Source organism: Enterocloster clostridioformis (assembly GCF_020297485.1).
Taxonomy (GTDB): Bacteria; Bacillota; Clostridia; order Lachnospirales; family Lachnospiraceae; genus Enterocloster; species Enterocloster clostridioformis.
Map to the genome: position 1 here is coordinate 2,487,782 of NZ_JAIWZC010000001.1, position 16,028 is coordinate 2,503,809.

The following is a 16,028-nucleotide window of genomic DNA, read 5'->3' on the forward strand; positions in this document are numbered from 1 at the left end:
TTTCACCTGTCAGTGGTATTCATTTTATGGTATTATGCCTGTCACGCCCTTCTCAAACGGATTAACACCAGCTGGGGCCTGTTGTTCAGGCGGATGTTGATGGAGTGGGTTCCCAGTCCCCGGCTGACAATCATCCGCTTCCCGTTCCGTTCAAAATCCCCGGCGCACCAGGGTAAAAAGAACTGGTACTGGGGCGTCATGACTCCCCCCAGCCCCGGTATGCGGATAGTGCCTCCGTGAAAATGCCCGGCCAGGGTCAAATCCGCTCCCCAGCGGACATAGGAATCAAAATACAGGGGGGAATGGGCCAGAAGTATGGTAAAGGGCTCCTCTTTGCAGACAGAAGGTCCTTTGCCCAGTTTCCGTTCCATATAGCCCTCAGGCATGAGAGGCGCCTTCTGGTACAGGGCCTTCCGGTAGAAACAGGGCGACAGATCCAGACCGGCAATCCTCAGGTCCCTTCCCAGGAAGGCGAAACTGTCCTCCAGATAATGAACGCCCATGGCAGTCATGGCATCCCTGTACTCCTCGTAAAGGTCCCCGTATAAGCTGCGCTCCCACACCATGCGGTTCTCATGGTTTCCGTTGCCGCAGTAAACCGGATAGCTGGCCGCCAGCTGACGGAACAGCTTTAGCGGGACCTTTATGTCCCGCTTTCCCTTGCAGACCATCATGTCTCCGCCGGATAATACCGCGTCCGGATGCAGACGGTGAATCGCCGCCACCAATTCCCCGTTGTCCCGGCCGAACTCGTTGTTGTGAAGGTCGGACAGGAATACCAGGTTCCTGTCCTTTTCCAGTTTAGGGGAAATGATTTCTGTCACTTCCACTGAAAAATGTTTTTTTTCGTACTCAGACCGCAGCACACAGGCAGCGCCTGCCGCCGCGGCCAGGGAAACAGCTTCTTTCCACATATCGTTCATTCCTTTATCAGATGACAGCTTCTTTCATAGGGCTGCTACGGCTGTTGCAATGAAAGCCTTCCGGTCTCAAAGAGGCCGATGACATCTGTAAGACTGTCACAGCAGGCAGTGAGCAGCTTGCGGATTTCTTCATCCGGCTGGTCCTGGTCAGGAATCATCACAGGATTAAAACCGCCTGCCGCGGCCGCTTTGATTCCGTTAAAGCTGTCTTCCAGGACAACGCATGCCTCCGGCTCCACCCCCAGCCGCCGGGCTGCCAGCAGGAAGATGGCCGGGTTTGGCTTTGCTTCCTTTACCATGTCCCCGTATATGTAATCGTCGAAATAGTTTTCCACCCCGGCTCCCCTGACATTGCCCTGGGTCCAGCTTTCACTGCTGGCCGTGGCCACGGCCGTCTTAATGTTGTGGCCCTTCAGGTATATAAGCAGTTCCTTAAGGCCCTTTTTTACCGGGACACCGTGCTGTGCAATCCAGCGGTAGGAGTATTGGCGCTTTTCTTCCCGGAAACGGTCATAGTCCTTCATGGCGTCCTCACCGAACTGCTGCGTGCAGACCTGTTTTACCTTGTCTGGTTTGCATCCCCGGATTCCCCGAAGGAAATTGCCGTCCACATGGATTCCGTATTTAGGTCCTACCTCAAACCAGGAGGTGGCGGCCAGACTTTCCGTGTCAAACATAAGTCCGTCCTGGTCGAAAATGACTGCTTGAATTGGTTTTGGCATTTATCTGTTCTCCTTAATAGGTGATAATCAGTCTTCCGTCTCATTTGCCAAGGCGCGGCCGGCCCTGATTTGGCTGTGTTCCATCAGGGCCCCGGGCTTTGCCTGCGTGGACATTATACCACCCACTCACCCTCTTTGTAAAATCTTATTTTGCCTGTCCCCCTACTTTGACCGATTATTCTCCTTCAAATACCATGGCGCCAGCTCCCTGCGGGCAAAATAGCCCTGGTCGTGGCGGCAGACCGGACAGTACTGAGGGGGTTCTTCTCCTTCATATATATATCCGCAGTTGGTGCAGATCCAGGTCTCCTTCTGCTGGCTGACATACAGGTTCCCGGCTCCCAGCAGGTCTGCCAGATACCGGAAACGCTCTCCGTGGGTCTTCTCAATCTCCGCAATCATACGGAAGGTGGCTGCAATCTGGGAAAATCCTTCCTTCTGCGCAATGTCCCCAAAGGATTTGTACACCACGTCATGCTCCTCGTATTCGTTGTGGGCCGCCGCATTCAGCTGGGCCAGGGTGTTCTTTTCCAAATCCACCGGATAACCTCCGTCTATGAATATGGTTTCCTTATCCAGCGGCTTCAGATAATCATAAAATATTTCCGCATGCTCCTTTTCCTGGTCCGCGGTGTAGGAAAATACCGCCTCCACCATGGGCATCTTCTGCTCCTTTGCCAGCCCCGCCGCAAAGGTATAGCGGTTTCTGGCCTGGCTCTCTCCGGCAAAGGCTCTCATAAGGTTTTTAGCTGTCTCGCTGGTTTTAAAATCAGTCATGGATTCTCCTCCTAAATTATATATGAAAACAGTGTGACATATGGTCATTCCTACTATTCCCATTTTCCTCTCTTTTATTCCCATTTCTGCCAATAGTCCTTGTATTTATGCCTGCTTCATGGTATAATCCATTTACTGATAATATCCATCAAAAAGCCCGGTTTTACGGACTCTAAAAGCCAAAAGGAGGATAAGCCATGATACGCTATGACCGGCTGTGGGCAACCATGCAGGCCCAGGGCATGACACAGTACAGACTGATCAAACACTACAATTTCAGTGCGGGCCAGATAGGACGGCTGAAAAAAAACATGCATGTATCCACCCACACCCTGGATACCCTCTGCACACTGCTGGGCTGTGATATCAGCGATATCATAGAGTACATCCCGGAGGGGCAGCCCGCCCCGGAGGAACAGCCAGTCTCCGAAGTTGCCTCCGCAGAAAAGGAAGCTTCCTCCAAATCCAGGAAATCAGACTCTCCCAAAGGCGATAAACCCAAGAAATCCGAACCAAAAAAATCCTCAAAATCAAAAAAGAGCGATAAAAAGGCTGCAAAAGACGGGAAAGAGGGCAAGAAGGGGAAGGAAGGCAAGAAAAACAAGTAAACATTCAGCTATATCAACAGATGGAGCGGAAATTTTCAATCATTTCACTCCGTCTGTTATTTATTTTCCACCTTTTTGTGAGATTGTCGGATTTACTTTCCCCACCCAAATGCTAAAATTAAGTTATGAAAAACGTGGCGCAGCAAAAAAATATGTTTAAGGGAGGAATGTTCATATGAGAAAATTTCAAAAGGCAACCGCAGTCATCATGGCAGCAGCCCTGGCAGCCACCGGCTGCAGCGCAGGCGGAACAAAGACCAGCGCCCCGCAGCAGCCTTCCGGCACAGAGGCAGCCAAGACAGAGGCAGCAGCCGGCGCTGATAAGACAGAGGCTGCCAAGGATACTGCTTCCGGTGAAGAGGAGCCTGTGCTGGTGGTCTATACAGCCAGAAGCGAGGCCCTGAACAACGCCGTGATTCCTGAATTTGAGAAGGATACGGGAATCAAGGTAGAGGTGGTGGTGGCAGGCACCGGCGAGCTGTTAAAGAGAGCCCAGTCTGAAAAGGATAACCCCCTGGGCGATATCTTCTGGGTAGCTGACCAGACCATGCTCTCCTCCTCCAAAGAACTGTTTATGGAGTATTTTTCCCCTGAGGATGAAAACATGCTGGATGCGTTCCGCAATACCACCGGCTATTTCACCCCTGCATTTGCAGACCCAACGGTCATGATTGTCAATAAGGACTTAAAGGGTGACATGAAAATTGACGGCTTTGAGGATTTGCTGAACCCTGAGTTAAAGGGCAAGATTGCATTCGGCGACCCTGTAAACTCCAGTTCCGCCTTCCAGTCCCTGTTAGCCATGCTCTATGGCATGGGCAAGGACGGAGACCCGTTATCTGACCAGGCATGGGATTATGTGGACCAGTTCATCGCAAACCTGGACGGCAAGATGGCCAACAGCTCCAGCCAGGTATATAAGGGCGTTGCGGAGGGCGAGTATGTGGTGGGCCTGACCTGGGAAGATCCGGCTGCCAACTATGTGAAGGAAGGCGCCGCGGTTGAGGTGGTATTCCCCAAAGAGGGCGCCATATTCCCCGGCGAGTCCGTACAAATTTTAAAGGACTGCAAGCATCCTGAAAATGCAAAGAAATTTGTGGACTATATGCTCTCCGAGAAGATTCAGAACGCAGTGGGCTCCAACCTGACTGTAAGGCCCCTCAGAAAGGATGCCAAGCTGGCTGACTACATGACGCCTCAGTCTGAAATCAAACTGTTTGATAGCTACGACGAGGGCTGGGTGGCTGAGCACAAGACGGAAATTACCAACCTCTTCAGCGAGCATATGGAGACATCCATGGACTAACTCTTTGCCCGCCCATCTGACAGAACACACGGCACCGGCATGACCATGCCTCCAAAGGACTGCCCATTACGCTGACCACATGATTCCATCACCGCGCATCACCTCTTGGCGGTCTGAAACGGTCAGATACGGCAGTCCTTTTTTCTTCGCAAAAACAAAAAAACAAGGAGGGTTACAAACCATGAGTGTAGCTATCAGCATTGAAAATGTAATCAAACGGTTCGGAAAGGATACCATTATAAACGGCCTGTCCTTAGACATAAGGCCCGGTGAATTCTTCACCCTCTTAGGGCCTTCCGGATGCGGCAAAACCACCCTGCTGCGCATGATTATCGGATTCAATTCCATTGAGGGCGGTGAAATCAAGATTGACGGCAAGGTCATCAACAACATCCCCACCAACAAGAGAAACATGGGCATGGTGTTCCAGAACTACGCCATTTTCCCCCACATGTCAGTCCGGGACAATGTAGCCTTCGGCCTTAAGAACCGCAAGGTTCCCCAGGACCAGATCGAGTCCCAGGTGGACGAAATCCTGAAGGTGGTAAAGATTGACCACCTGAAAAAGCGAATGCCCTCCAAGCTGTCCGGCGGCCAGCAGCAGCGTGTGGCCCTGGCCAGAGCCATTGTCATCCACCCGGAGGTGCTGCTCATGGACGAACCCCTGTCCAACCTGGACGCAAAGCTGAGGGTTGAGATGAGGAACGCCATCAAGCGCATCCAGCAGCAGGTGGGCATCACCACCATATATGTGACCCATGACCAGGAGGAGGCCCTGGCTGTGTCGGACCGCATCGCGGTCATGAACGGCGGCGTCATACAGCAGATTGACACCCCCAAAAACGTATACCAGCGGCCCTCCAACATCTTCGTGTCCACCTTCATCGGACTGTCCAACATCATGGACGGGCGCATTGAGGCAAAGGACGGACAGACATTTCTTCACATCGGGGATTACAGCGTGCCCATGGAGAACCTTTCCCGCAGCGCGGACGACGGCCAGGCCGTGAAGGTGTCCATCCGGCCGGAGGAATTCATCATCAACCGGGAGGGCAGCGACGGCATACCTGCCGTTGTGCGAAGCAGCGTATTCCTCGGCATCACCACCCACTACTTTGTGGAGACCGCAGACGGCAGGGAGATGGAGGTTATACAAAACTCCGATATCTGGGATATCATCCCGGACCACACCCCCATTCGTCTGGGCGTACAGCCCCATAAAATCAACGTGTTCACTGAGGACGGAAGTCATAGCCTTATTGTCAGGAGGGACCATTCATGAGATATGCGGGAGAGAAAAAATTAAATATATGGGTTGCAATGGCACTGGGAATCCTGGCCCTGTTCCTTCTCTTCGTGGTCTATCCCCTGGTGCTGGTGCTCTATAAAAGCGTCCTTTCTGAGGACGGAAACTTAAGCTTTGCCTATTTCACCAAATTCTTCGCAAGAAAATACTACTGGAGCACCCTGGTGAACAGCTTCAAGGTCACCATTGTCTCCACCCTGGTGGCCGCCGTTCTGGGACTGGCCATGGCCTATGTGCTGAGGAGCGTGCAGATTAAGGGAAGCAAATACCTGAACATCCTGATTGTCATTTCCTACCTGTCTCCGCCTTTCATCGGGGCCTATGCCTGGATTCAGCTGTTAGGGCGGAACGGATTCTTCACCAAAATACTCAACAGCCTCTTTCACATAAAGCTGGGCGGCATCTATGGTTTTGCGGGCATCGTGCTGGTATTCTCCCTCCAGTCCTTCCCTCTGGTGTACATGTACATATCCGGCGCCCTGAAGAACCTGGACAATTCCCTGAACGAGGCAGCCGAAAGCCTTGGCTGTACCGCATTCCAGAGGGTGACGCGGATCATCGTCCCGCTGGTGATGCCCACTATGCTGGCCAGCTCCCTGCTGGTGTTCATGCGCGTGTTCTCTGACTTTGGTACTCCCATGCTCATCGGAGAGGGCTATAAGACCTTTCCGGTGCTGATTTACAGTCAGTTCATGGGGGAGGTCAGCACGGACGACCATTTTGCCGCCGCACTCTGCGTCATTGTCATCGGCATTACTCTGGTCCTGTTCTTCCTCCAGCGCTATCTGGGCAGCCGCTTCACCTATTCCATGACTGCCTTAAAGCCCATGGCGGCGGAAAAATGCACCGGCACCCGCAACATCCTGTCCCACCTGTTCGTGTATGCGGTGGTGCTCATCGCCATCCTGCCACAGATTACGGTCATTGTCACATCCTTCCTGGCAACAGGCGGCGGAACGGTATACACCGGGGGCTTTTCCCTGGAAAACTACAGAAACACCCTGTTCTCCAAGAACAATAACACAGCTATCTTCAACACGTACCTGTTCGGAATATGCGCCATCGCCATCGTGGTGGTGTTTGGTATCCTCATATCCTATCTGACCGTCAGGAAGAGATCCTTCCTCACGGGCATCCTGGACACGGTGACCATGTTCCCCTACATCATCCCCGGCTCTGTCCTGGGTATCTCCTTCCTGTATGCGTTTAACAGCAAGCCCCTGCTGCTCAGCGGCACTGCCATTATCATCATCATATCCCTGTCCATACGGCGGATGCCCTACACCATACGTTCCAGCACCGCAATCATCGGCCAGATCAGTCCCAGCGTGGAGGAGGCAGCCATAAGCCTGGGATGCACCGAGACCAAATCCTTTGTGAAGGTGACGGTGCCCATGATGATGTCCGGCGTGCTCTCCGGGGCCATCATGAGCTGGATTACCCTGATCAGCGAGCTCAGTTCCTCCATTATCCTGTATACCAGCAGAACCCAAACCCTGACAGTGGCCATCTACGCGGAGGTCATCCGGAGCAACTTCGGCAATGCCGCAGCCTACTCCACCATCCTGACCCTGACCAGTATCCTGTCCCTTCTGGTGTTCTTTAAAGTTACCGGCAGCAACGACATCAGCATTTAGTCTCTATCTATGATATAATAGGAGGTACAGTGTCCAAAGGGCACTGTACTTCACTACTTCCGGGAGGTACCCGCCATGGCAGGCAACCAGTACAGGGATTATATCAAGCGTTCTTTCTTTAAATACGCAATCTCCATCATCTCACTGCTCTTTGTGCTGATGGGGCTGTTTCTGTTCATCAATGTCCAGTGGATCAGCGTGGGAAGTAACCGTAAGAACAACGCCCTCCTGGCATCCATCCTGGACAGCCAGGTGACATCATATAAGGAAGGTTTGGAACACTTTTCCACGGATTACCGCTTTTGGGATGCCCTGAAGCAGGAAAATACAGATGCAGCCACCCAGGTCAACCGGCTGCTCTACGGCTTTACCACGTCCCAGCCCATACGGAGTACCTTTGCCCTTACGGATACAGAGGGACGCATAGTGAGCTCCAGCCTTTTCGAGGGCAACCGCGCTATCTTCCTGAACAGCGCTGTCTATAAGAGCCTGGTGGAAAAAATGCAGGAAGCGCCTGCCCTGACCCACACCATGCCCAGCCGCCTGAATTTTGCCCACGGACAGGCCGGGGATCTGCTTTTGGCCCACTCCCTCGCGGACGCGGACGGTATCTGCGGATACCTGTTTTTCGATCTGATGGACGAACAGATTTATGAGGCGGTGCGGGAATACCCCCTGGACGACGTGGTCATCACAGACCGGTACGACAACCTGATTTTTGCAGTGGGAAGGCAGAACGCAGATCCCATGGAGAAATATCCTGCCGGCAAATACAGGATGGACTGGCAGAAGGGTAATATTGTGAAGGTCAACAACAAGCATTACCATATACACAAGGAAGCCCTTCCTGAGAGCTCCCTGATTCTATACACACTGGTATCCATGGAATTCCAGCGCAGCCTTGTGACCTACGGCATTCTGTTTCTGGGGCTGGCCGGAATTCTAATGGTCATCATGATTCCGCCCCTGACCCTGCGCATCACAAAAAAGAACCTGCAGGCCATTGACGAACTCCAGTCCTCGGTGGAGGAAATGGGGCGGGGAAATATGGACTACCGCTTAAAGAGCCAGGTTTTCGACGAATTCCAGATGCTCAACGACGCGTTCCGCAACATGGTGATTCAGCGCGAGGAGCTGATGCTTCACAACAACGAGCTGGCGGAGCGCAAGCGCATCATGGAAATCAAACAGCTGGAGGAACAGTTTAACCCTCATTTTATTTTCAATGTATTGGAAACACTCCGCTATGAGATTGCCATTGACTCTCAGAAGGCCTCGGAAATGGTCATGGCCTTTGCCAACCTGATGCGCTACAGCATATATTACGGGAGCACCATCGTGCCCCTGCAGACCGACGTCGAATACATCAACGACTATCTCCTGCTCCAGAAGATGCGCTATAACCGCAGGCTGAATTACCATATCGACATCCCTGAGGAGCTGATGGATTTAAGGATTCCAAAGCTGCTCCTTCAGCCGGTGGTGGAGAATTCCCTGGTCCACGGAATGAAGGATAAGCACAGTGTATCCGTTACCATCACGGCCCGTATGGAGGACAGTACCCTGGTGCTGTGCGTGGAGGACAACGGCAGCGGCATCAGCCGGGAAAAACTGACGGAGCTGCGGGAAGCCCTGGAGCAGGAGGATATTTACAGGGAACATATCGGATTATATAATTCCCACCGGGTGGTGCGGCTCCTCTACGGCCCTTCCTACGGCCTGACCATTGAGAGCTCCCCCGGAAACGGAACGCGGGTGAGCGTCACACTTCCCGCGGATATGGAGGAGGATACATATGTATAAAGTCCTGATTGTGGAGGACGAGGACATCATACGCAAAGGCCTGCTGTTCATGGTAAACTGGCAGGACGCGGACTGCGTGGTGGTAGGGGAGGCAGCGGACGGACTGGAGGGACTGGAAAAAATCCGGGATACCAGCCCGGATATCGTGGTGGTGGACATCAACATGCCTGTAAAGGACGGCCTTTCCATGCTGGAGGACAGCATAGAAGAATACGGCTATGACGCCATCATCGTGTCCGGCTACAGCGATTTTGAGTACGCCAGGAAGGCTATCCGCCTGGGAGTCACGGAATACCTACTTAAGCCTGTGAATTTTAACGAGCTCTATGACGCTCTCGGAAAGATTAAAGCCAAGCAGCTGGCAGCGGCCAGGCTCAGGCATGAGATGAAGCAGCTGGACATGGAAAAACGGAAGTTAGGCATACTGGACGAGCCGGAAACAGGGGACAGCCCCGAAGGAAACCGCCATGTGGATCACATGATGGACTGCATCCGAAACCACTACAGCTCCCACCTGTCTCTTACGGATATCAGCGAACAGTGCGGCATGTCCTGCACCTATCTGAACTCCAAGTTTAAAAGCTTCACCGGCTATACCTTCAACGACTATCTGAACCGCTACCGGATGCAGAAGGCCGTGGACCTGCTGAAGGAAAATAAATACAAGGTCTACGAAATTGCAGACCTTGTGGGCTTCTCGGATTATAAATATTTCATCAAAGTGTTTAAAAAATATGTGGGATGCTCTCCGGTCAAGTTCATGGAGGGCGGCGGCGCCGGAGGCTGGTAATCAGGCGAATGGGCCGGTATTCCTCTTCCAGAATACCGCTGTTGAGCTGGCTTACATTATATTATCTGGTAAATCCATTGTCTATTTAAGGATTTATTACTTTATTCCCTACCGGCACCATAACCTTGACTATATACTGTTCATACGCCTTCACCGTCAGCTCGTCCAGCATCAAATCCTCATACCATATCTTCCCCAGCCGGATTCCCCGCTCCCCTGCAAAGGCGGTGATGAGACGGTAGGACTTTTCCATGTTCCACAGATGGCCCCTGCTGTACAACTCCACGTAGGTTCCCTCCGGCCGATTCTGAACCCGGTGGGAGACAGTTTTCTTGTCCAGCCTGGTATACACCTTCACGCAGCGGTCATATATGCCACGTTCCAGGTCCTCTCCCAGATAAATGGATCCCACTGCGCCCACTGCGCCGTTGTACTTTTCCTGCATTCTGACATGCTCCGCAATCTCCACCGCGGCCTTCCGCTCCGATCCCGCGCTGATGTCCGACACCAGCAGATATTCCCTGTCCCTCTCCACCAGCCTTGGCTCGTCCAACGCGGTGTTCATGGCCAGCCTCACCGACTCTTCCTCATGAAGGATAAAGCGCTTCATATTCTTCAGACGCCGTATCTCCTCGTCAATCTGGCGCTTCTTTCCGTCTATCATGGACATGAACCGCTCCGGGGAACGGTTTTCCATATACTCCTTGATTTCCCCCAGGGACATTCCCAATTTCTGCAGGGCGCGAATGACCTCGAACGTGTCCATCTGCCATACAAAATAATACCTGTATCCGTTCTCCTCCTTGATGGCCGGGGAAAAAAGGCCTATTTCGTCGTAGTGAAATAAAGTGTGCTTCCCGACCCCCAGTATTCTGGCGAATTCCCCGGTGGTAAAATATAGTTCCGACTGTTTTTCCATTTTCGCTAATCTCCTCTTGACTATCGGGTTACCCTATAGCATATGATAATACCTGCAGCTGAAATTATCAAGTTCCAACCATACTTAACTTATTGAATTAAAACAGGAGTGTTAACATGAGTCATTCATTATCCAAAAAATTTACATTCGGGTCTCTGCTGCTGTTTGCGCTGCCCACCACTGTCATGATGGTGGTGATGTCCCTGTACACCATTGTGGACGGGGTTTTCGTATCCCGGTTCGTCAGCACCAACGCTCTTTCATCCGTCAATATCGTCTACCCTGTGATTAACATCGTGCTGGGCATCTCCGTCATGCTGTCCATGGGAAGCAATGCCATTGTGGCAAAAAAAATGGGAGAAGGCCGGCCTGACAGCGCCAGGGAAACCTTCACCGCCATTATTCTGCTGAATATCATAATCGGACTGGCCTTTGCAATCATCGGGAACCTGACGGCAGTGCCCCTTTCCCGTATGCTGGGAGCCAGCGACCTGCTCCTAGAGGACTGCGTCACCTACCTGCGCTGGCAGCTGGCTTTTGCTCCCTCCCTCATGCTTCAGATCCAATTTCAGATGTATTTTGTCACGGAGGGGAAGCCAGGCATCGGACTGTTCCTCACCCTTCTGGCAGGCATTGCCAACGCAGCGCTGGATTATGTGCTGATTGTACCCATGGGAATGGGGATTGCCGGGGCAGCCATTGCCACGGTCACCGGCTACACCATACCGGCCCTAATCGGCCTCATCTACTTTGCCGCCGCCAGACAGAGCCTGTGGTTCGTACGGCCCCGCTTCGTAAAAAAGGAGCTGGGAGAAGCCTGTCTCAACGGCTCCTCCGAGATGGTGACGAACCTTTCCTCCGGCGTCATCACCTTCCTGTTCAATCTGCTGATGATGCATTTTGCAGGTGAGGACGGGGTGGCTGCCATCACCATCATCCAGTATTCCCAGTTCCTGTTAAACGCATTGTTTATGGGATTTTCCCAGGGCGTGTCTCCGGTCATAAGCTTTAACTACGGAAGCCGGAACCATAAACAGCTCAGGCAGGTATTTAAAACCTCCCTCATTTTCACGGCAGCCTCATCCCTGGCTGTTTTCCTCATGGCCCAGCTGGGCGGCAGTCTGGTGGTGGAAATTTTCGCCCGCAGGGGAACGCCGGTCTATGAACTGGCAAGGCACGGATTCATGATATTTGCATGCAGCTTCCTCTTTTCCGGCTTCACCATCTTTTCCTCCGCCCTGTTCACGGCCCTGTCCGACGGACGGATATCCGCTATCATCTCCTTCGTGCGCACCTTTGGCCTGATTATCACCAGCCTGCTGGTGCTGCCCTTCATCATCGGGATGGACGGCGTGTGGCTGGCCATTCCCATAGCAGAATTCGGCGGTATCCTGCTGTGCCTTTATTTTCTGCGCAAATACAAGACCAGATATCACTATGCCTGATGGTTTAACTGCCCCGTAAAAAAGTGGTTGGCCCGGCGCTTTGATACAAAGCAGTCCGGGCCAGCGTCATTTCTGACATATCCAGCATAAACCATGGAGCCGCTCTAAGGTCAAGGCAATTTCATCCATGGAGATAATTGTAAGGTTTCTTACGAAATTTCACGACACTCCTTTGATAAACTTGGTGGGAGATTTGGAGGTATATTTTTTGAACACGGAGCAAAAATGCTTGTAGTCCGTAAATCCGGTGGCCTCTGATATCTCACTGATTCTGTACTGTCTGGTGCCCAGCATCACGATGGCCTGCTGTACCCTGTATTTATTGAGAAAGTCCAGGAAGGTCTGCCCCGTGACCTCCTTGAATTTCCTGCTCAGATAGCTGGCGCTGACCCCCAGGTCATCTGAGATGGATTCTATGCTCAGCTTCCTGGCAAAATCCTCCCGTATGGCCTTTATGGCCCTGGATACATACTGGTTCTCCGACAAATCCAGCTGCATGTAGTACTCCAGGTTCAGGTTGCCCCCCTCTATCTCCGCCTGCTCCATCACATGCTCCACCTGGCGGCTGTTCACGATTTCCTCCCCCAGCCGTTCCATGATATCTGCCAGGGCTTCCTCGTCCACAGGTTTTAGCAGGTACTCGCAGACCCTGGCCTCGATGGCGCGCCTGGCATACTCAAAATCCGCGTAGCTGGTCAGGAGGATGCTCTTAAACCTTACCTGCTCCGAGGCTTTCTTTATCATCTCTATGCCGTCCATAAAGGGCATGCAGATATCCGTTATGACCACATCCGGCCTGTATTCCAGAATCTTTTCATATCCGTCCCGGCCGTCGGCGGCCTCCGCCACCACCACGCAGTCCATGGACAGCCAGTCCGTGGTATAGACCAGCCCCTTTCGTATCATCTCTTCGTCTTCCGCAATCAACACACGCAACATCCGTCTGATTCCTCTCTTTTCACCGGCAGGGTCACCACCAGGGTGGTGCCGTGCCCCTCCGCGCTTCTGATCTCCACCCCGTAGGGGCGTCCGTACAGGATATCGATTCTTCTGTGAATATTATACAGTCCCGAATGCCTTCTGGGATTTTCCTTCTGTTCCAGCAGGGCTGTCAGCTCGCTTAAGGTGCACTGTGGGATTCCCACCCCGTCGTCCCGGCATATCATGATTAATTTTCCCTTATGGATATAGGCTTTCAGCTCCACGGTCAGGTTAAGCTGCTTTCCAAACCCGTATTTCACTGCATTCTCAATCATGGGCTGGAGCACCAGCTTGGGAATCCGCAGGTCCATGGTCTCCGGCTCCACGTCAATCCTGCACCGGAACCGTTCCCCAAACCTGCGCTTTAATATGGTCAGATAGGATTCCAGATGCTCTAAGTCCTCCTTTAACGTCACCTCTGCCTTGCTGCCGTCCAGGCTGTAGCGCAGAAGATTGGACAGGCTGAACACCATCCTCTCCGCTGTTGCAGGCTCCAGCTTGCACATGTACCGGATGTTCTCCAGGGTATTGTACAGGAAATGGGGATTGAACTGGGATTCCAGCTGCTTGTTCTGGGCCATGGACACCAGCTCCGCCATCTTCCGGTTGTTCTCCATCTGGATTCTCAGGCTCTGTATGGTCTCGTTATAGGCGTCGGCAATGATTTTGAATTCATTGTCGCTCTGTATCCGTATGACACCTTCCAGGTCTCCGTCCCTGGCATTCTCCATCACATCCAGAATTTTATAGAAATCCTCTGTTTTTTTCTCCGTCACCTTCCTGGAGTTGAGAAGCATCCACAGGGTCATGAGCACCAGGGCCGTGATGACCAGGCCGCTGCCCAGGCCCAGTGAAATGACAATGTTCTGGATATCGGAGATGGAATACACGGCAAACCCTCCCCTGGAAACCCGCTGCCTGGAGACCAGATACATCTGTTTCTTTTGGCTCAAATACCTGCCCGACTCCATGAGGACCTTCATGACCTGGTTGCTGCTGTTTAAGAAGCTGTAATTACTGCTGACATAGGCCCAGCCAAAGGGATCCGCGATAATGGTCTGGATATCCGGCTTGTCCACAAGTGCCTTAAACTGGCTGCTGGGAATGGAACACAGTATATAGCCCTGCTTTTTGTTCCCATCCATCACGCTCCGCCCTATGACAATCGTACTGCCGCCGTTTTTCCATCCTTCCGCCAGCTTAAGAGCCGTCCTGTTGGGCTCCCGGTCCATATCGTCAAATATGCCCCAGGACACGCCCTCCGGCACATCCAGGAACGGAGGGAGGTCACTGCGGCTGGACAGAAGGATGCTCCTGCTGCTGTCCATGACAAACAAATCACCCTCCAGTCCCAGACTGTTGGTGATGCCGTAAAATTTCCCAGACAGCTCAGCCTTTCCGTCCTGGTCGCGGACTCTGTCAAAGAGGCCGGGCTGGGAAGCCATTTCCTCCACACCATCCTCATACCGCGCCAGCACGTTGTCCAGCAGACCGGCCACATACCGGTTGTGCTCAATATTGCCGCTCTTTTTCCCGTGGAGCAGCACCGTCATAAAGAGCAGGCCGCACACCAGGGTAAATACAACCGCCGGGACAATGGCGTAGGCGATAAACATGCGCTCCAGTTCATGGCGGAAATACCGTTCTTTCTTCACTGGCTCCCCACCTCCCCGGATATGCCTGCGTCCTCCTCAAGCACCCTGTTGTAAATAGAGGCAAAATGCTCCAGCCACGTCCCCTTTCTGGAATTCACCTCCTCCTCCCTGCTGTATATGATGTGGATATCCTCCTTATCCGGCAGGTAGGAAGGTTCCTCCACATCCTTTCTCACGGAACGGCGGTCCAGCCTCATGGAGATAACGGTCTGGGCGTCCTTACCCGTTACAAAGTCCACAAAATCCCTGGCCTCCTCCACATGGCGGCTGCCCTTTACGATACAGACGCTGTCCGGCGTGGAGATAACCCCCTCCTTCATATACACCAGCTTTACCGGCCCCTTGTCCGCCACATAGTGGGCGGCCGCCTCCTCAAAGGTAAGGCCCACGGCGTATTTTCCACGGGCCACCCCCTGGTACACCTCCCCGGATCCGCCTAACAGGATACCGTCCAGATTCCGGCAGAAGTCCTCCACGTAATCCCAGCCCTGCTCCGGCTCCCCGTCCCCCATGGCATAAAGCATATTGATGAGATGTTCGTAGGCCGAGGACGACGTGGCAGGGTCGCACATGGCAATTCTGCCTTTCAGCTCCGGCTTTAACAGATCCCCGTAGCCCTCCACCTCCACATCACCAATCAGGTTTGTATTCACCATGATTACGCTGGGAATATCCGTGAACCGGCTCATATTGCCTTCCCTGTTCTTAAACTCATCCCGCACCATATCCTCATTGCGGCTTATGTAGGGCTCAAACAGCTCCCTCTTGGGACTGGTAGTGGAAAGGGAACCGCCCCAGAAGATGTCGCAGGGAGGATCGCTCCCCTCCTCCGCCATCTTAAGTAGCTCCCCCGTGCCTCCGGTCTGGACAAAGACCCGTATTCCGGTCCGTCCCTCAAATTCCGACACAATGGGGTTGATGAACTCAAGGGGATGAGGGCAGTAAATCACCAGCTCCTCATCCCCTGCATGGTCCCCGCCTGCCGCATAATCCGCACCTGTCACATGGTCCCCGCCTGCCGCATGGCCCGCAGCCGCAGAAGTCCCGCTGCCTGCGCAGCCGGCCAGGCAGAGGGACATCCCTATCACTGTAATATATTTGTTCCAACTCTTCTTCATACCCATCTGATTCCTCATACTGCCTGCCAAACCACATC

Annotated in this window: 14 protein-coding genes; 7 read left to right on the plus strand and 7 right to left on the minus strand. The window is 53.0% G+C overall.

Annotated elements, in window-relative coordinates; translation table 11 throughout:
• Window positions 1-41: 41 nt before the first annotated feature.
• The 3 genes from LA360_RS12505 to rbr form a co-directional block, all read right to left on the minus strand.
• A complete protein-coding gene (locus LA360_RS12505) occupies window positions 42-914 on the minus strand; it encodes a metallophosphoesterase (RefSeq protein WP_022200878.1) in 873 nt (290 codons plus the stop codon).
• Between the two features lie 44 nt (window positions 915-958).
• Entirely contained in the window at window positions 959-1,645 is a 687-nt protein-coding gene (locus tag LA360_RS12510; protein ID WP_022200877.1) for an HAD family hydrolase, read from the minus strand.
• Window positions 1,646-1,807: 162 nt separating this feature from the next.
• Window positions 1,808-2,422 (minus strand): rubrerythrin, encoded by a 615-nt coding sequence (gene rbr / locus LA360_RS12515; protein ID WP_002586991.1) that lies wholly within the window; start codon window positions 2,420-2,422, stop codon window positions 1,808-1,810.
• A gap of 197 nt (window positions 2,423-2,619) precedes the next feature.
• Between rbr and LA360_RS12520 the strand changes: the two genes are divergently transcribed.
• From LA360_RS12520 to LA360_RS12545, 6 genes are all read left to right on the plus strand, one after another.
• A complete protein-coding gene (locus LA360_RS12520) occupies window positions 2,620-3,030 on the plus strand; it encodes a helix-turn-helix domain-containing protein (protein ID WP_022200876.1) in 411 nt (136 codons plus the stop codon).
• Window positions 3,031-3,205: 175 nt separating this feature from the next.
• Entirely contained in the window at window positions 3,206-4,336 is a 1,131-nt protein-coding gene (locus LA360_RS12525) for an extracellular solute-binding protein (RefSeq protein ID WP_112482032.1), read from the plus strand.
• 181 nt (window positions 4,337-4,517) lie between these two features.
• On the plus strand, window positions 4,518-5,618 hold the full coding sequence (locus LA360_RS12530; protein ID WP_022200874.1) for an ABC transporter ATP-binding protein: 1,101 nt from the start codon (window positions 4,518-4,520) through the stop codon (window positions 5,616-5,618).
• The gene (locus tag LA360_RS12535) at window positions 5,615-7,279 is read left to right on the plus strand and encodes an ABC transporter permease (RefSeq protein ID WP_002586987.1); all 1,665 of its coding nucleotides are present in this window, start codon (window positions 5,615-5,617) and stop codon (window positions 7,277-7,279) included. Before LA360_RS12530 ends, LA360_RS12535 begins: the two co-directional genes overlap by 4 nt.
• Window positions 7,280-7,354: 75 nt before the next feature.
• Entirely contained in the window at window positions 7,355-9,082 is a 1,728-nt protein-coding gene (locus tag LA360_RS12540; protein ID WP_057571733.1) for a sensor histidine kinase, read from the plus strand.
• Complete coding sequence (locus LA360_RS12545; RefSeq protein ID WP_057571732.1) at window positions 9,075-9,872, plus strand: response regulator transcription factor; 798 nt, start codon at window positions 9,075-9,077, stop codon at window positions 9,870-9,872. Before LA360_RS12540 ends, LA360_RS12545 begins: the two co-directional genes overlap by 8 nt.
• A gap of 85 nt (window positions 9,873-9,957) precedes the next feature.
• Here LA360_RS12545 and LA360_RS12550 read toward each other — a convergent pair whose 3' ends face one another.
• Entirely contained in the window at window positions 9,958-10,791 is an 834-nt protein-coding gene (locus tag LA360_RS12550; protein WP_022200872.1) for a MerR family transcriptional regulator, read from the minus strand.
• A 116-nt stretch (window positions 10,792-10,907) separates the two neighbouring features.
• Here LA360_RS12550 and LA360_RS12555 point away from each other — a divergent pair, with 116 nt between their 5' ends.
• Window positions 10,908-12,236 (plus strand): MATE family efflux transporter, encoded by a 1,329-nt coding sequence (locus LA360_RS12555; RefSeq protein ID WP_022200871.1) that lies wholly within the window; start codon window positions 10,908-10,910, stop codon window positions 12,234-12,236.
• Window positions 12,237-12,395: 159 nt separating this feature from the next.
• Here LA360_RS12555 and LA360_RS12560 read toward each other — a convergent pair whose 3' ends face one another.
• Genes LA360_RS12560 through LA360_RS12570 form a run of 3 tightly spaced genes read right to left on the minus strand, consistent with a single transcriptional unit; the run spans window position 12,396 to window position 15,996 of the window.
• The gene (locus LA360_RS12560) at window positions 12,396-13,175 is read right to left on the minus strand and encodes a response regulator transcription factor (RefSeq protein ID WP_002586981.1); all 780 of its coding nucleotides are present in this window, start codon (window positions 13,173-13,175) and stop codon (window positions 12,396-12,398) included.
• Window positions 13,160-14,872, minus strand: a complete 1,713-nt coding sequence (locus LA360_RS12565) for a sensor histidine kinase (RefSeq protein ID WP_112482034.1) — start codon at window positions 14,870-14,872, stop codon at window positions 13,160-13,162. Before LA360_RS12565 ends, LA360_RS12560 begins: the two co-directional genes overlap by 16 nt.
• Complete coding sequence (locus LA360_RS12570; RefSeq protein WP_002586979.1) at window positions 14,869-15,996, minus strand: extracellular solute-binding protein; 1,128 nt, start codon at window positions 15,994-15,996, stop codon at window positions 14,869-14,871. Before LA360_RS12570 ends, LA360_RS12565 begins: the two co-directional genes overlap by 4 nt.
• Between the last annotated feature and the right edge of the window lie 32 nt (window positions 15,997-16,028).